Origin of the sequence: Gallaecimonas sp. GXIMD4217, assembly GCF_038087665.1 — a bacterium.
Lineage (GTDB): Bacteria > Pseudomonadota > Gammaproteobacteria > Enterobacterales > Gallaecimonadaceae > Gallaecimonas.
In genome coordinates this window covers 1,878,291-1,894,805 of sequence record NZ_CP149925.1, presented here as the reverse complement: position 1 = coordinate 1,894,805, position 16,515 = coordinate 1,878,291, and the positions used below count along the sequence as shown (strand labels likewise).

The following is a 16,515-nucleotide window of genomic DNA, read 5'->3' as shown; positions in this document are numbered from 1 at the left end:
GGTGTGGCCTTTGTCACACCCGCCTTGGCATTTGCGGCGGGTATTTTTGTTGAAATGATATTCAGGCCTTGTGAACGGGGCGCTAATGTAGCCACCGTGCAAGAGGTATTGGAGAGCAGCCAAATGAAAAAAACGATACGTGCATCGCTCGTGGTTACCACGCTAATGGCGTTATGGGGCTGTGACTCCAATCCCCATGCCCGGGCCCCGGTGAAGGCGCCCGACCAGACCGTGCTGGAAACGACTCCCAAGGCCAAGGCCGACAAGGGGAGCGAGCTGATAAAGGAAAGGTGGCAGCCCAGCCAGCAGGCGCTGGCCATGAACCTGCTGAACGCGCCGCTGCGCTACGCCCCCGGCCGCTACAGCCAGTTCATGGTGCCGGCCGGTGACGCCAGCTTCCCGCTGCTGGTGGGCCGCAAGACCGGCCAGCCCCTGGCCGCCGCCGGCAGCAAGGACGGCCGCCGCTACCTGGCCTTCGGCACGGTGCCTGTCACCTATGAGCTGGAGCCCTTCCATGACAACCTCAAGGAGCTGATCGGCTGGCTGGTCACGGGCCAGAGCGCCGCCTTGCCCCGCTCCGGCGCCCTGGTGGTCACCGCCAATCTGGGCAGCCACAAGGACAGGGTGGCTCGCTGGCTCAATGGCAAGATGGGCGATCTGGCCGTGGCCGACTGCGAACTGCTGGGCCTGGATGAATGCCTGGCGGCGGCCGATCTGCTGATCGTCGGCGGTGAAGGCACCGAGGCACAAGGCATTGAGCTGGTGGAGCGTCTCAAGGCCCGTGCCGAGCTGCCGGTGCTTTATTTCCATACCCCGCACTGGAAGAAGAGCGCCTTTGCCACCCAGGTACTGGCCAGCCTTGAGCTGCGCCAGGGCGAGGAAGGCGGCAACTACTGGGCCCAGGATGCGGCCAACTGGGTGTCCGTGCCCGACATGTTCGAGATGCGCCTGGCCTCCCTGGCCAAGCCCTGAATCCCTTGCGTGGCGAAGAAAAGGCGCCGGTTGGCGCCTTTTTGCTTGCTTAAAAAAGAGGCGCCCATCGGCGCCTCAAACATGGCCGCAGTCCTGCTCACTGGGGCCGCATGACGGTCTGCCAGAGGGAGTCTTCCTCGCCCTCATCGGAATACAGCCCCAGCAGCACATGGTGCTGTTCGTCGTCATAAGCCAGCTTGGCGATGACCATGTGCAGGCCCAGTTCGCCGTCGCTGAAGTCGATCTCGATGGTGCCGGCCGTGCTCAGTCGCCACTCCAGGGGCAGGGGGTTGTCTTCATGGATGTCCTCTATCACGCCACTGCCGTCGGCCAGCAGCTGTACCTCGAAGGTGGAGCCGCAGCTGCCGTCCTCGAAGGTGACGGCGCACTCGGCCTGGTTGACGGCGGCAAAGGTCACGTCCATCTGCCAGAGGGTGCCGTCGAGCTGCAGATCCTGGAAGCCGCCGAAATGGCGCACCGTGGTGATGGTGCCCAGCTCGCCTTCGGCACCGGCATTGGGGTCGTCCACCAGGGTGGTGGCAAAGGTACCCACCCGGCTCATGGCGAAGTCGGCATCGCCGTCCTCGTAGAAGACGATCTCACCCCAGCTTTCCAAGTCCAGCTCGGCCCGCAGCGGCCCTTCTTCGCCATCGAACAGGCCGCCGGGGCCGTCGGTGTCGACGGTGACACCCTGGACCATGAGTTCACCGCCCGAGTAGCTGTAGCTGCCGAACTCGCCGGCCAGGGGCTGCACCTCTTGGCCTTGGTAGGCGTCGGGGCTGTTGCTGTGGGCGATGACGTACTGGCTGTCGGACAGGAAGGTCAGCACCAGTATGTTGTCGTCTTCCTGGTCGTCGGCGGCCCAGGAGCCGATCAGGGGGTTGTCGGCGTCGCTGACGCGGGTGAAATTGACTTCGCCATCGACGAAGCCGAGGGTCAGGGTGTCGCCGCTGATGGCCAGGGTATTCACCGCCGGGCCGCCGTCATAAAGGCCGCCCCAGCCGTCGGATTCACCGATCAGGCTCAGTTCGACGTTGCCGGTGTCGGGATCCCAGTCGTAGTTGCCGAATTCCACCGAGCCGGCGGCCTGGCTGCCCTCGGTGCCGGGCTCGTCGCTGTGCTCGTGGATGATGATGTAATGCTCATCGTCGATGAAGGTCAGCACGTTGCGCATGCCGTCCCCTTCGCTGAGCAGCCAGGCGCCCTGGAGCTGCTGGCGCAGGGACTGCTGGAAGTGGGCCTGGGCCTGCTCTTCGCTGACCAGGTCGATGCCGTCGCCTAGGGTGCTCAGCACCTCGGTGACCTGGCTGTCGAAGTCGCTGGAGGTGATATCGAGGCTGGTGCCTGCAAAGGCGTCGGCGGCGCCGTCGATCAGGCTGATGCCGTTGCTCGGATCGCCATCGGCATCCAGGGATTGCAGGATCTGCAGGATATTGGTCTGGGTGGTTTCGTCTCCGGCGGCGATGTCCGCCGGCGTCACCATGCCACTGGCGGCGACGGCCGGGAAGATCAGATCGCCAATGGAAAAGGTGACGGTTTCCCCTTCCTCGTAGTCGTAGGCCCCTTCCGGGCTGGTGACGCCGCTATGGGTCTCGGTGCTGTAGTCGATGCCGGCCACCGGGCTGTCGACGAAGAAGCCGGTCAGGGCGGTTTCGGCCGGCGGCGGTGGCGGCGGGGTGGTGGTGTTATCCGGGGTGCTGTCGCTGCTGCCGCCGCAGGCGGCCAGGTTCAGGGCCACCAGGGTGGCCAAAAGGGACTTTTTCATCTGCGTCTCCATCTGCGGTCAAGTTCCATGTCCGGTGCCTTAAGGCGGTTCCAGGGACTGGCATCGCCCCGTCCATCGGGACTGTTCTGGGTACGCCCGGCCAGGGCGTAATTCCAGATTTACTTGGGATGGAGAAAGGGGGGCAGTGAAACCTTTTGAAAGTTTTTGAATCTATAAAAAACAAAGGTTTACATGCGCCGGGCAAGAAGGTTGGCGACGCCGTTATTGCTCCTGGAACAACGGCAGCAGCTGCTCATAGAGGGCCTGGGATTTTACCGCGACCCCCTGGCCGCCATGGCTTGCCACCAGCTGGGTCTGGGCGGATGACGGCAGTATGGTGTAGAGGAAGAAGGGCGTGTCGTCGCCCCGGGCGCGCATGGTCTTGAGCAGCTTGAGACCGGCCAGGTTGTCCCCGTTCCTGCCCATGTCCGAGATCACGGCGTCGTAGCTGTACATGGACAGCAAGATCAGGGCCTCCTCGGTACTGGCGGTGGTGTAGACGGCGATGCGGCGCTGCGCCAGGAACTGCCTTTCCTGGCCGTTGTTCTGTGGGTGGTCGTCCACCCAGAGGATCCGGCCTTTGGTATCCCCGGCCTCGCCGATGACCAGCTGCGAAGCGTCCTTACCCTTGGTCGCCCATTGATATGCCGACCCGGCCAGGACGGCAAGCAGGGCGGCTGCGGCCAGCAGCCGGTACGGGCGCCTGTTGTGGCCAACATCGGGGGTGGCCTCGCCGGGGCTGGCCTTGAGCTGCGCCCTGAGCTCGGGGGCCAGGCGATAACCCCGGCCGTGCAGGGTCTGGATCACCGGCTCATCAATGCCGTGTTCCTGAAAGAGCTTGCGGGTATCGGACACCAGCCTGGAAATGGACCAGTTCGACACCACGGTGTCCGGCCAGATCTGCTCCAGGAGCTGGCGCTGGCCGAGGTGGTCGGGATAGGCCTCGATCAGCAGCGTCAGCAGCCGCGCCATGCGGGCGTCCAGGGTCAGGCAGTGGTCAGCCAAGGTCAGGCTGAGCTGCTCGCAATCCAGGGTGAAATTGTTGAAATGGTATCGCATGGCGGCTGCGGCCGGGCTCCTTGGCTACACTGGCCTCCTTATCATTCACCATGTGGCGGCATTTAGCAAAGGTGGATAAGCGTTGAAAAACAACGTGTTTTTCATGAGCCGTGGTGGTTTTGGTGTAGGCTGGGGTGGAAATGGAATAAAGCCAGAGGTGAACATGCTCCATAGTGCTTTTGCGCTGCTGCTGCTGACCACGGCGGTGGCCGTGCTGATGCTGATCCGGCGCATCAAGGCCGCCCGCAGCGGCGAGGTCAGGCTGCGCCAGTACAAGCTGATGGATGGTGACATGCCGGACAAGGTGGTGCAGGCCGGCAACAACTACCGCAACCTGTTCGAGATGCCGGTGCTGTTCTACACCGCCGTGGTGGCCTTCCTGGCCCTGGGCGAGGGCTCGGAGCCGGTTGCCCTGGCTCTGGCCTGGGGCTACGTGGCGCTGCGGGCCGTCCACAGCGCCATTCATTTGACCTACAACCACGTGGGGCATCGGCTCGGGATCTTCCTGCTGTCCAACCTGGTGCTGCTGGCGCTGTGGCTGCGCCTTATCTGGCTAGCGGCTTGACGAATAGCAGCTTGCGGCCAGGGCCGCCCTGGGACCGGTAGCCGTTCTTGGCCAGGAAGGCCAGCATGGTGGGGAATTCCGGGGTGGACTTGACCTCGATACGCTGGTAGCCGTGGCGCCTTGCCCAGCTTTCCTGGGCATCCAGCAGCCTTTGCGCCAGCCCAAGCCGGCGCCAGGGTGGCAGCACCCCGCCGAGCCAGGAATAGAAAACGCCCTCGTCCAGCCGGTAGCCGAGCTTGTAGGCCGCGGCCCGGCCATCCACCAGTGCCACCAGGCACAGATGGGGCCGGCCCTGGAAACGGGCCAGGTACTGGTCGACGGTGCGCTTGCGGGCGAATTCCGGCAGGGCCGCTTCCACCGCGCCAGCCAGGGCCAGATCGGCCTGGATGATACGGATGTCCGTCATGTTGTTCTCCCGCTTGCCAAGGGGGCACAGCCTAGCATGGCGCTACGGCGTGAAAATAGCGCCGCTAAGCGCCTGACCCCTGACGCTTTTTGTTCCGCTGTGTCACACTGTGTGACCGTAAGCGCTTTTCACAGGAGGCGGCGTGACCAAGACGCCTTTTTCCCTGCTCCTGACCCTGGGCCTGGTCGCCATGCTGACCCCCCTGGCCATCGACATGTATCTGCCGAGCCTGCCCGGCATCGCCCGGGATCTGGGGGTGGATCCCAGCCAGGTCCAGGCCACCGTATCCGCCTATGTGGGGGGCTTCGCCCTGGGCCAGCTGCTGCTGGGGCCGGTGGCGGACGCCATAGGCCGGCGGCCGGTGATCCTGGGCGGCACCCTGTTGTTCACTGTGCTGTCGGTGGCCTGCGCCCTGGCCAGTGACATCCAGATGCTGCAGCTGATCCGTGTCCTCCAGGGCATGATGGGGGCGGCCTCCTCTGTGGTGATCTACGCGCTGCTGCGCGACCTTATCGACGATCCCAACGAGCTGTCCCGGCTGCTGTCCACCATCACCCTGGTGATCACCCTGGCACCGCTGCTGGCGCCGCTGATCGGCGGCTATGTGCTGCTGGTGGCGCCCTGGCAGGGCATCTTCTGGCTGCTGGCCCTGGCGGCCCTGGCCGCCGTGGCCCTGGTGTGGTGGCGGATCCCGGAAACCCTCAAGGTGCGGCGGCCCCTGGCCCTGGGCCAAACCCTCAAGGATTTTGGCCTGCTGCTGGCCAACCCCAGGGCCCTGGGCCTGATCCTCTGTGCGGCCTTTTCCTTCAGTGGCCTGATGGCCTTCTTGACCTCGGGATCCTTTGTCTATATCGAACTCTATGGCGTTTCCGAGGCCCAGTTCGGCTACTACTTCGGCCTCAACGTGGTGGTGCTGATGGTGCTGACCTACGGTAACGGCCGCCTGGTGCACCGCTGGGGCGCCCAGCGACTGTTGCTGCTGGCCCTGGTGCTGCAGAGCCTGATGGGGGGGCTGGCCTTCCTGGCCGTGTACTGGCAGTGGCCCTTTGCGGCGCTGGTGGCCGGCGTGGCCGGCTATATCGGCTGCCTGTCCATGGTGGGCTCCAATGCCATGGCCCTGCTGCTGCAGAAGGTCCCGGACATGGCCGGCACCGCCTCCTCCCTGGCCGGCAGCTCCCGCTTTGGCTTCGGTGCCCTGGTCGGGCTGGGGGTGGCCGCCGCCCACAGCGCCGATTCGGCCCTGCCCATGGTGGTGACCATGGTGTTGTCGGCGGTGCTTGGACTGGTGATCTTCCTCAGCCTGAGTTACCGGCGCGGCTGAGCAGCCAGTCGGTCAGCTCCTGGATGGCCATGGGCCTGGCAATAAGGTAGCCCTGGGCCAGGTCGATGCCGAGGGTGCGTAGCAGGGTCAGTTGTGCCTGGCTTTCCACTCCCTCGGCCACGGTGCGGTAGCCCAGGGTCTGGCCAATCATGCCCATGATCTTGACCAGTTGCCGGCCTTCCTCCGTATCCAGCTGTTGTACGAAGGTCCTGTCTATCTTCAGCTCGTGCAGCGGGAAGTCGCGCAGGTAGGCCAGGGACGAATAGCCGGTGCCGAAGTCGTCGATGGACAGCTGGTAGCCCAGCCGGCGCAGCTTGTCCATCTGGTGCTGGGCGACCTGGGGCTGGGCCATGGCCACGGTTTCGGTGACCTCCAGGATCAGCTTGTGGGCCTCGACGCCGTGATGGTGGCGGCTCTTCTCCAGGTTGGAGACGAAGCTGTCGTTCTGCAGCTGCAGCGCCGAGATGTTCACCGCCAGATCCAGGCGCTGCAGCCTCGGGTGCTGGCGCCATTGGCCCAGCTGGGCCAGGGCCCTGTCCAGCACCCAGTCCCCCACATGGTGGATGAGGCCGGTGTGTTCCAGCAGCGGGATGAACTCGTTGGGGGCCACCATGCCCCTGTCCTTGTGATGCCAGCGCAGCAGCACCTCCAGGCTGGTCACCTGGCCGCTGTCCAGGTGCATCTTGGGCTGGAACAGCAGGCGGAAGTCGCTGGCGACCTGGGCCAGGTGCAGCTCCTGTTCCAGCTGCAGCCGCTCGGCCAGCACCGGGGTGTCGGCCTTGTCCACGAACAGCATCCTGTCCAGCTGCTGCTGGGCCCCCCGCAGCGCGGCCAGGGCCGATTGCACCATGAGCTTGCCGCTGCTGCCCTTGGCCACCCAGGTGATGCCCATGGCCAGGTTCAGGTGCCAGGACTCCGGGCCCACCGTCAGGGGCGCGGCCAGCAAGGCCCTGACCGCCCAGCCGTCGCTGGGCTGCCACTGCCTGTCCTCGTCTTCTATGGCCACCAGGAAGGCATCGGTGTCCAGCCTGGCCAGGTAGGCGGGCCTGGAACCCTGGAAGGTCTGGCGCAGGCGGCTCACCCAGAGACTCAGGGCCTGGTGGTAACTGTCGGTGCTGCCCAGGTGCACCAGGGAGTTGAACAGCGGCACCTGGATCACCACCAGGGTCAGGGCGGCGGGGCAGGCCTGCTGATCTTCCAGGTACTGGCGGCTGGACAGGCCGGTTTCGCTGTCGCGCAGGTGGGTTTCCCTGTCCTGGATGCGTCTTAGCAGCAGCAGGCCGCTGCCCGTGGCCGGGCTGAGGCTGGCGTCCAGGCCCAGCTTCAGTGTGTCGCCGCCGGCCTTGGTGAGGATCAGGCACAGGGTGAGCTGATGCTGCTGCCTCAGCTGCTGCCAGATCTGCTGGAGCAGCAACCGTGAAGGGGGATCCAGGAAGCGCCAGGGGTCGTGTTCGTCCAGGCGCCGCTCGCCCAGTATGGCCTGGCTATCACCGCTGACATGCTCCAGCCGACCGTCGTCGTTGAGCCAGATCTCCAGTCCTTCCACCTGGCGCCGCAGCAGGCGCCGGTGCAGTTCGATTTCCGACAGGCTGGCGTAGAGATGGCGGTGCTGCTGGGCCCGTTCGGCCAGGGTGCTCAGCACCCAGGCCGTGGCCATCAGCAGCAGGGTGGCCAGGATCACCAGGGTGGCGAGCAGGGGCAGGGACAGCCTGCCGCCGCTCGCCGGCAGGGCCTCATCGAAGTGAAAGCCGGTACCGGCCATGGCCACGAAGTGCAGCCCCGACACGGCCAGGCCTCCCAGCAGCGCCGCCAGCAGGCGGATGCGCCGGCTGCCGATAGGGGCCATTTCGGTGGCCCTTAGCGCCAGCAGGGAGGCGACTATCCCCACCAGGCAGGCGGCCAGTACCGACCAGCCGGCGTAGCGGATCTCGGCCTGGACCACCATGGCGGCCATGCCGGTGTAATGCATGCCGGCAATGCCCATGCCCATCAAGGTCCCGGCCAGGGGCAGGCGTAGCGGCGTGTTCAGCCATTCCTTGAGCGACAGGGCCAGGGCGCTGAAGGAGCAGGCCATGATCCAGGAGGCGGCGGTGATCAGCGGCTCGAAAGCGAAGGGGATCTTGAGGCGCAGGGCCAGCATGGCCGTGAAGTGCATGGACCAGACCCCGGTGCCGAAGATGGCGGCGGCGAACAACAGCCATTGGTCCCGGCCGTCGGGCGTCTGGTGGGCACGGTTGACCAGCACCAGGCTGGTATAGGCGGCCAGGGTGGCGATCAGCACGGAAATGGCGACCAGGATCCCATGGTGGGACTGCTGCAGCGGCAAGGTGTTTTCCCTAACTGTTTGATATTTGAATTGTATCAGATGGATGTTTGACCAGGTTGCCCGATATTTCGACAAACGAACCGGGCGGGCTTGCAATGCCCGGGAAGAAGGGTATTATGTGCCACCTCTGACGCGGGGTGGAGCAGCCTGGTAGCTCGTCGGGCTCATAACCCGAAGGTCGTCGGTTCAAATCCGGCCCCCGCAACCAACTTGGTTTTTCTGGCTCCAATAGAGCGAGGAAAGCAAACAGGCCTCAGGCGGGCCTGCGCCGTCCAGAACGGCGGAACACCCAAATTGACGCGGGGTGGAGCAGCCTGGTAGCTCGTCGGGCTCATAACCCGAAGGTCGTCGGTTCAAATCCGGCCCCCGCAACCAACTTGGTCTTTCCGGCTCCAAGAGCAGGCAAGACAAACAGGCCTCAGGCGGGCCTGCGCCGTTAAGAACGGCGGAACACCCAAACTGACGCGGGGTGGAGCAGCCTGGTAGCTCGTCGGGCTCATAACCCGAAGGTCGTCGGTTCAAATCCGGCCCCCGCAACCAAATCAAAAGCCCTGAGAGCAATCTCGGGGCTTTTTTCTTTTCCCTGGGCCGGCCCGTCAGATGCGGCCCTGCAACCCATCAAGAACCCCGGCCTTGTGGCCGGGGTTTTTCGTTAGTGGCCGGCGCGGGCCGGCTCGGCCAGCTCCTGGGTCATGGCCTCGCGCATCCTGAACTTCTGGATCTTGCCGGTGACCGTCATGGGGTACTGCTCCACGAAGCGGATGTACCTGGGGATCTTGAAGTGGGTGATGCGCTCCCTGGCAAAGGTGCGGAGCTCCTCTTCGCTGGCCTGTTGGCCCTCCTTGAGGCGGATCCAGGCGCAGACCTGTTCGCCGTATTTCTCGTCCGGCACCCCGAACACCTGTACGTCCTGGATCTTGGGATGGCTGTAGAAGAATTCCTCCACCTCGCGGGGATAGATGTTCTCGCCGCCGCGGATGATCATGTCCTTGATCCGGCCCACCACCTGCACATAGCCGTCCTCGTCCATGATGCCGAGGTCGCCGGAGTGCAGCCAGCCTGCCTCGTCTATGGCCTCGCGGGTGCGGGCCTCGTCGCCCCAGTAGCCGTGCATGATGTTGTAACCGCGGCTGCAGATCTCGCCCTGCTCGCCTATGGGCAGGGTCTGGCCCAGGGGATCCACTATCTTCACCTCCACCTGCTCGCCGGCCTTGCCGACGGTGCCGATGCGCTTGTCCAGGGGATCGTCGGCCAGGGTCATGTGGTTGATGGGGCTGGCCTCGGTCTGGCCATAGGCGATCAGCACCTCCTGCATGTGCATGCGTGCCATCACCTTGTGCATCACCTCCACCGGGCAGGGGGAGCCGGCCATGATGCCGGTGCGCAGGGTACTGAGATCGAAACGCTCGAACTGGGGGCATTCCAGCTCGGCGATGAACATGGTCGGCACCCCGTGCAGGGCGGTGCAGCCTTCTTCCTGTACCGCCTCCAGGGTGGAGACGGGATCGAAGCTCTCGGCCGGGAACACCGCCGTGGCGCCGTGGGCCACGCAGAGCAGGTTGCCCAGCACCATGCCGAAGCAGTGGTAGAGGGGCACCGGGATGCACAGTCGGTCGCTGGGGCCGAAGTGCATGCCGTCGCCCACCAACCTGGCGTTGTTGAGGATGTTGTTGTGGGTCAGGGTCGCCCCTTTGGGGCTGCCGGTGGTGCCGCTGGTGAACTGGATGTTGATGGGGCTGTCCGGGTTCAGCTGCCGCCCCCTGAGCGTCAGGCGCTGGCGCAGTTCGTCGCTGTCGCTGAGGATGTCGTCGAAGCGCCAGCAACCGGCCACGGCTTCATCGCCCAGGGCGATCACATGGCGCAGATGGGGCAGGGCATGGGCCCGAAGCTCACCTGGCCGGCATTGGGCCAGCTCCGGCGCCAGCTCGGCCAGCATGGCCAGGTAGTCGCTGCCCTTGAAGCCCCGGGCCGTCACCAGCGCCTTGCACTGCACCTTGTTGAGGGCGAAGTCCAGTTCGAAGCTGCGGTAGCTGGGGTTGATGCAGACCATGATGGCGCCAATCTTGGCGGTGGCGAACTGTACCAGGCACCACTGCACGCAGTTGGGGGCCCAGATCCCGACCCGGTCTCCGGGCTCTATGCCCAGCGCCAGCAGGCCCATGGCCAGGCGATCCACCTGCTGGCGATAGTCGCTGTAGCTCCAGCGAATATCCTGGTGGCGGACCACCAGGGCCAGGTGATCCGGCTGCGCCGCCACCACCTCATCAAAGCGCTGGCCTATGGTCTTGTGCCAGAGTGTTTCCTTGTTGGGTCCGGTGAAGTGACTTTCCTTCAGTGCCATGGGGCCTCCTGCTTGTCCTGGGGATCTTGTAGCACGGCCCGGCCATGGCGGCGTTTCGACTTTGGTCTAATGGGGGGAAGGGCCTGGAAGCCATATACCTGGCCCATTACTGAAGCTTCCTGTTTAGAAGCCGCTTGTCACAAGCCCCTTGCCGCAGCGCCCTTGTCCACGGCGGGCGGATATGGCAACACTGGCAAAAAAGGAGGGACAACATGAGACGATTGCTTTGCACCCTGGCCCTGGCGGCCATGCCCCTGGCCGCCGAGGAGCCCCGGGCCGACTTTGCCCTGGCCATTCACGGCGGTGCCGGTACCATCTTGAAGGAGAACATGAGTCCCGAGCAGGAGGCGGCCTACAAGGCCAAGCTGGGTGAGGCCCTGGATGCCGGTGTGGCGGTGCTCAAGGCCGGTGGCCAGGCCCTGGAGGCGGTCAAGGCGGCCATCGTCGTCATGGAGGACTCGCCGCAGTTCAACGCCGGCAGGGGCGCCGTCTACACCTGGGACGAGCGCCACGAACTGGATGCCTCGCTGATGGACGGCCGCACCCTGGATGCCGGCGCCGTGGCCGGGGTCACCACCGTCAAGAATCCCATCCTGGCCGCCCACAAGGTGATGACCGACTCCCCCCACGTGATGCTGTCCGGCAGCGGTGCCGATACCTTCGCCAGGGCCCAGGGCCTGGCCCAAGTGGCCAACAGCCACTTCGATACCGAGTCGCGGCTGCAGTCCCTGCGCAAGTTCAAGGCGCAGCAGCACAAGGGCGGGGACTACCGGGCCGCCGCTCCCCTGAACGGCGACTACAAGTACGGCACCGTCGGCGCCGTGGCCCTGGACGGCCATGGCAACCTGGCTGCCGGCACCTCCACCGGCGGTATGACCGGCAAGCGCTGGGGCCGCATCGGCGACTCGCCGGTCATTGGCGCCGGCACCTATGCCGAGAACGGCGTCTGCGCCGTCTCCGCCACCGGCCATGGCGAATACTTCATCCGCTACAACGCCAGCGCCGACATCTGCGCCCGTATCCGCTACCAGGGCAAGGAGGCGGACCAGGCGGGCAGGGAAGTGATCCTTGATCGTATCGGCCGTGCCGGCGGCAGCGGCGGGGTGATCATCATCGACGGCAAGGGCAACATCGCCATGCCGTTCAACACCCAGGGCATGTACCGGGCCAGCCACTCCAGCAGGGGCGGGCGACAGGTGGCCATCTACGGCCATTGAGACGGGGCGGCACAGGCCGCCCTTTTTCATGTTTCGTTCAGCTTGCACTGAAGGCGCCGGCGTTACACTGACCCCGACAAATAAGGCAAATCTCGGCGGAAGATCGAGAAGCATGCCAACAAGAATTTGATCTTTAAGGGGTTTGAAATGTTGAAGCTGTACGGCGACCTCAAGTCCGGCAATTGCTACAAGGTCAAGCAACTGCTGCTGTTGCTGAATATCCCCCACCACTGGATCCATTTGGACATCCTCAAGGGCGAAACCCGGACCCCGCAATTCCTGTCCATCAACCCCAACGGCAAGATCCCGGCCCTGGTGCTGGAAGACGGCCGGGTGCTGTGCGAATCCAACGCCATACTCTGTTACCTGGCCGAGCACAGCCCGCTGCTGCCGGAGCAGGGCTACAGCCGTGCCAAGGTCATGGAGTGGCTGTTCTTCGAGCAGTACAGCCATGAACCCAACATCGCCGTGGCCCGCTTCATCAAGGAATACCAGGGCCTCCCCGAGTCCCGCCGCGCCGAGTTCGAGGCCAAGCAGGCAGGCGGCCACAAGGCCCTGGCGGTGATGGAGAAGGTGCTGAGCGGCAACGACTTCATCACCGGCGCCCGCTTCACCATTGCCGACATTGCCCTGTTCGCCTACACCCATGTGGCCGACGAGGGCGGCTTCGAGCTGGCGCCTTACCCCGGTATCCAGGCCTGGATCAACAGGGTGCTGGGCCAGCCCGGCATGAAGACCCTGGCGCAGCTGATCGCCCTGGATGCCCAGCAGACCAGGCTCACCGGTCCCCGCCACTGGCAACTGGTGATGCGGCTGCAGCAGTTGTTCCACCTCACCCAGGGCCAGCGCGCTCCCCTGCAGCTGGATCTGGACCTGCTGGATCACAACACCCTGGTGCTGCGCCGCTGGTATCACCCCCAGCGCGGCGGCATCGAATACCGCCTGCCCATCAACCGCATCGCCCAGGTGGGGCTGGCCAGGGGCGACAAGGGGTTCCTGGTGCAGTGCCGCACCCGGGGCGAGGACGTGCAGGCGCTCAGCTACAGCCACAACGGCCTGGAAAGGGCGGTGGCCAAGGCCCCGGCCAGCAGCCTGGATCTGGCCGAATTCCAGGACCAGAAGCTGGCCATCCACTGCGCCAAGATCCTCAAGTTCCTGGCCAAGGAGGCCGCCAGCGGCGTGCCGCCCCAGGGAGCGCTGCCGGACCTGTGGGCAAGCAATTGATCTGAAAAGGCAATGAAATTTTCGTGTCGGTGGGCCCGGCCTTGCGCTATATCATTATGCGGCTGGGTTAAGGGAGTAAGCTGGTCTCGTCTCTCACTGGAGTGGTTTCCCATGAGTCAGATAGATCCCGCCATCGGCTACCAGATCGCCCGCATCGTCGCCGACTTCCACAGCGACGAATTCACCACCGGCAAGGTCCAGCAGCGCCTGGCGGCGCTGCATATCGCGCTGGACGATACCCTGCTGGAAGACTACCTCAGTCGCCATTATCGCAGCGCCCTGATGCGCCATGGCCATTGGTGGGACAGGCGCTGGCGGCCCATGGATCCCGTCTAAGCGCTTTCCCATCCCAACGGGACGCGTCTGCTGTTATTGAGTAGTGGCGAGGCGGGGCTTGGGCCCTTAGCTGGCCAGGGGAATAAAGGTGGAGCCGCCCGGTTGGCCGAGCGACTGGGAGACTTGGTGGCGCTGCTTATCTAAAGCAGGGCATAACGCTCCTTGGCTTCGCGCGCCGACTTCGACTCCAGGTAGCGGAAGCTGAGCTGGGTAAAGCCCAGGGTCTCGGCCACCTGGATGGCGCGGTTGAGCTTGTCGCTGGGACTGTCGCCCTGGGGCAGATCCTGGACCGCCTCCGGGTAGGGATAGCGGCTGCTGGTTTCCGGATACAGGTGCCGCACCACCAGCTTGACCACGGCCTCGCTGACATCGCAGATCTCGGTCTCGTTGACCTCTTCCACCAGCTCGCCCGACTGGCCCTTGTTGGAACGGTAATGGATGCTGACTACCGCCATGGCTACTCCCCCTCTGAAAAACGCCCGGCCGTCCCTACAAGGATAGCCGCCAGGATATAGATGGCGGCAGGATGACAGCCCGCTTTTTGCCGAAGCAGAACGTTCGAATACCCTTTTTTCTAGATAAATTAAAGCGTTAATCCTGGTGGCTCGTGTTGACGCCGGTGCCATCGGATTGCCGTTGGCACTGGTAGCCCAACTGGTTCAATCAGTGGATTTTGCCCGGGAAGTCGGATGTTTAGACTGGAGTTTTTGCGCTAACATCGCCACGTTATCCCAGTGGAATACCGGAAACCCCATGATTATCAAACCGAAAATCCGTGGCTTTATCTGCACCACCGCCCATCCGGCCGGGTGCGAAGCCAACATCCGCGAGCAGATCAACTACACCAAGGAACACCCGGCCATCGAGAACGGCCCGAAACGGGTACTGGTGATCGGTAGCTCCAGTGGCTACGGCATGCCGTCCCGCATCGCCGCCGCCTTCGGTGCCGGTGCCGCCACCCTGGGTGTCTTCTACGAGAAGCCGGGTACCGACACCAAGCCCGGCACCGCCGGCTTCTACAACGCCGTGGCCTTCGACAAGATAGCCACCGAAGAGGGCCTGTACGCCAAGTCCATCAACGGTGACGCCTTCTCCCACGAAGCCAAGCAGAAGGTCATCGACATCATCCGCGAGGACCTGGGCCAGATCGATCTGGTGGTCTACTCCATCGCCTCGCCGGTACGCAAGCTGCCAGACACCGGCGAGCTGGTCCGCTCCACCCTCAAGCCCATCGGCCAGTCCTACAGCGCCACCGCCGTGGACACCAATAAGGATCAGATCATCTCCATGGACGTGGAGCCGGCCAACGAGCAGGAGATCCAGGACACCATCACCGTCATGGGTGGCCAGGACTGGGAACTGTGGATGAACGCCCTGAACGATGCCGGCGTACTGGCCGACGGCGCCAAGTCCGTGGCCTACAGCTACATCGGCACCGAGATCACCTGGCCCATCTACTGGCACGGCACCATCGGCAAGGCCAAGGAAGATCTGGATCGCGCCGCCCACGCCATCGACGCCATGCTCAAGGAAAAGGGCGGCAATGCCCACGTCGGCGTGCTGAAGTCCGTGGTCACCCAGGCCTCCTCCGCCATCCCGGTCATGCCCCTGTACATCGCCATCGTCTACAAGGTGATGAAGGAAAAGGGCCTGCACGAGGGCTGCATGGAGCACGTTTACCGCCTGTTCGCCGAGCAGCTCTACAAGCCCGAAGGCGCCCCGGCCGACGTGGACGACATGAACCGTATCCGCATGGACGACTGGGAGCTGCGCGCCGAAGTGCAGAACGCCTGCCAGGAGCTGTGGGACAAGGTCACCACCGAGAACCTGTCCGAACTGACCGACTACCAGGGCTACAAGGAAGAATTCCTGAAGCTGTTCGGTTTCGGCCTGGACGACGTGAACTACGACGCCGACGTGGATCCCAACCCCCGGACGCAGTTCATCGATCTCTAAAAACAAGGGGGCCGCTGGCCCCCTTGGTGTTTACCCCGCGCGCCTTTCTGCGTACTATTAAGCCTTCATTAATTAATAACAAAAAAGCAACAGGGCCAAAGAGCCTTGACTAAGGGGCAGAACGTGGTTTTCAAGAACCTTTTCCGTTTTGTGCTGCTTGCAAGCACGCTGGTCGTGGGCGTGGCCCAGGCCAAGACCATGGTCATCGGTCACAGGGGCGCAGCCGGTCACGCGCCTGAGAACACCCTCTCTTCCATCCAGAAGGCCCTGAAGCTGGGCGTGGACGCGGTCGAGGTCGATATCCGCCGTTCCCGCGATGGCGCCCTGGTCGCCATCCACGACCGCCAGGTGGACAGGACCACCAACGGTGCCGGCAAGGTCTCGGAGTACACCCTGGCCCAGCTCAACACCCTGGATGCCGGCTCCTGGTACGGTCCTCAGTACCTGGACGAATGGATCCCCACCCTGACCGAGGTCATGAACGCGGTATCCCACTCCGATACCAGGCTGATCATCGAGTTGAAGGTGGGCGGCGACGGCATCGAGGGTGAGGTGCTCAAGCACATCCGCACCCACAAGATGCAGGACAGGGTCATCATCAAGTCCTTCGATCCGGCCATCCTGGAGCGCTTCTCCAAGCTGGCCCCCGGCCTGCCGCGCCTGTACGTGATGTTCGGCTGGTCCCCGCGCTTCAACGTGCTGGTGGACGAAGAGATCCGCCGCGTCAACCCGCTGGACATGGACGTGGATTACATCCAGGTCTACCACAGCTTCCTGGGCAAGGACTTCATCCGCCGCGCCCATGACAGGGGCATGAAGGTCATCGCCTGGGGCGTGCACTCCCGCAAGGCCATGGGCAAGGTGCTGGCCCTGGGGGTGGACGGCATCGAAACCGACTACCCTGACCGCCTCTATGCCATCATGGACGAGTACAAGCTCAAGCGCATGATGGTGGGCTACAGCCACTAAACACTTTCGAAAAAGGCCAGTCTCCGGACTGGCCTTTTTTGTCATGGCCTGCCTGGCG

The 16,515-nt window shown here is 64.2% G+C and carries 14 protein-coding genes and 3 tRNA genes; 11 read left to right on the top strand and 6 right to left on the bottom strand.

All coding sequences use genetic code 11. The features are described 5' to 3' along the window. Positions 1–150 precede the first annotated feature (150 nt). A complete protein-coding gene (locus WDB71_RS09235) occupies positions 151–972 on the top strand; it encodes a hypothetical protein (protein ID WP_341501293.1) in 822 nt (273 codons plus the stop codon). 97 nt (positions 973–1,069) lie between these two features. Here WDB71_RS09235 and WDB71_RS09230 read toward each other — a convergent pair whose 3' ends face one another. Next, positions 1,070–2,737, bottom strand: coding sequence for a hypothetical protein (locus WDB71_RS09230; RefSeq protein ID WP_341501292.1), 1,668 nt, complete (start codon positions 2,735–2,737; stop codon positions 1,070–1,072). Between the two features lie 222 nt (positions 2,738–2,959). Continuing rightward, positions 2,960–3,796: a winged helix-turn-helix domain-containing protein gene (locus WDB71_RS09225; protein WP_341501291.1), complete on the bottom strand. Its 837-nt coding sequence runs from the start codon at positions 3,794–3,796 to the stop codon at positions 2,960–2,962. A gap of 163 nt (positions 3,797–3,959) precedes the next feature. Here WDB71_RS09225 and WDB71_RS09220 point away from each other — a divergent pair, with 163 nt between their 5' ends. Continuing rightward, a complete protein-coding gene (locus tag WDB71_RS09220) occupies positions 3,960–4,361 on the top strand; it encodes an MAPEG family protein (RefSeq protein WP_341501290.1) in 402 nt (133 codons plus the stop codon). On the opposite strand, the gene WDB71_RS09215 is transcribed toward WDB71_RS09220, so the two are convergent. Further along, positions 4,342–4,767 (bottom strand): GNAT family N-acetyltransferase, encoded by a 426-nt coding sequence (locus tag WDB71_RS09215; RefSeq protein ID WP_341501289.1) that lies wholly within the window; start codon positions 4,765–4,767, stop codon positions 4,342–4,344. The two genes, WDB71_RS09220 and WDB71_RS09215, sit on opposite strands and share 20 nt — an antisense overlap. 142 nt (positions 4,768–4,909) lie before the next feature. On the opposite strand from WDB71_RS09215, the gene WDB71_RS09210 reads away from it, so the two are divergent. After that, positions 4,910–6,088 carry a Bcr/CflA family multidrug efflux MFS transporter gene (locus WDB71_RS09210; protein ID WP_341501288.1) on the top strand — a complete coding sequence of 393 codons (1,179 nt, stop codon included), beginning with the start codon at positions 4,910–4,912 and terminating at the stop codon, positions 6,086–6,088. On the opposite strand, the gene WDB71_RS09205 is transcribed toward WDB71_RS09210, so the two are convergent. Further along, complete coding sequence (locus WDB71_RS09205) at positions 6,063–8,414, bottom strand: EAL domain-containing protein (protein ID WP_341501287.1); 2,352 nt, start codon at positions 8,412–8,414, stop codon at positions 6,063–6,065. The two genes, WDB71_RS09210 and WDB71_RS09205, sit on opposite strands and share 26 nt — an antisense overlap. A 131-nt stretch (positions 8,415–8,545) precedes the next feature. On the opposite strand from WDB71_RS09205, the gene WDB71_RS09200 reads away from it, so the two are divergent. The 3 genes from WDB71_RS09200 to WDB71_RS09190 all read left to right on the top strand — a co-directional run bounded on the left by WDB71_RS09200 (position 8,546) and on the right by WDB71_RS09190 (position 8,954). Next, positions 8,546–8,622, top strand: a tRNA-Met gene (locus tag WDB71_RS09200). A 90-nt stretch (positions 8,623–8,712) separates the two neighbouring features. After that, positions 8,713–8,789 (top strand) — tRNA-Met (locus WDB71_RS09195). Between the two features lie 88 nt (positions 8,790–8,877). Further along, positions 8,878–8,954: transfer RNA gene (locus WDB71_RS09190), tRNA-Met, on the top strand. Between the two features lie 112 nt (positions 8,955–9,066). Here the strand turns inward: WDB71_RS09190 and WDB71_RS09185 are convergent. Next, entirely contained in the window at positions 9,067–10,755 is a 1,689-nt protein-coding gene (locus WDB71_RS09185) for an AMP-binding protein (RefSeq protein ID WP_341501286.1), read from the bottom strand. Positions 10,756–10,967: 212 nt separating this feature from the next. On the opposite strand from WDB71_RS09185, the gene WDB71_RS09180 reads away from it, so the two are divergent. From WDB71_RS09180 to WDB71_RS09170, 3 genes are all read left to right on the top strand, one after another. Then, a complete protein-coding gene (locus WDB71_RS09180) occupies positions 10,968–11,972 on the top strand; it encodes an isoaspartyl peptidase/L-asparaginase (RefSeq protein WP_341501285.1) in 1,005 nt (334 codons plus the stop codon). Positions 11,973–12,119: 147 nt separating this feature from the next. Further along, a complete protein-coding gene (locus WDB71_RS09175) occupies positions 12,120–13,196 on the top strand; it encodes a glutathione S-transferase family protein (RefSeq protein ID WP_341501284.1) in 1,077 nt (358 codons plus the stop codon). Positions 13,197–13,307: 111 nt separating this feature from the next. Further along, a complete protein-coding gene (locus tag WDB71_RS09170) occupies positions 13,308–13,532 on the top strand; it encodes a hypothetical protein (protein ID WP_341501283.1) in 225 nt (74 codons plus the stop codon). 140 nt (positions 13,533–13,672) lie between these two features. Here the strand turns inward: WDB71_RS09170 and WDB71_RS09165 are convergent, their stop codons facing one another. Further along, a complete protein-coding gene (locus tag WDB71_RS09165) occupies positions 13,673–13,987 on the bottom strand; it encodes a hypothetical protein (protein ID WP_341501282.1) in 315 nt (104 codons plus the stop codon). Positions 13,988–14,285: 298 nt separating this feature from the next. Here WDB71_RS09165 and fabV point away from each other — a divergent pair, with 298 nt between their 5' ends. After that, entirely contained in the window at positions 14,286–15,488 is a 1,203-nt protein-coding gene (gene fabV, locus WDB71_RS09160) for an enoyl-ACP reductase FabV (RefSeq protein ID WP_341501281.1), read from the top strand. Between the two features lie 123 nt (positions 15,489–15,611). Continuing rightward, positions 15,612–16,457, top strand: coding sequence for a glycerophosphodiester phosphodiesterase family protein (locus WDB71_RS09155; protein ID WP_341501280.1), 846 nt, complete (start codon positions 15,612–15,614; stop codon positions 16,455–16,457). The last annotated feature ends 58 nt before the right edge of the window (positions 16,458–16,515 follow it).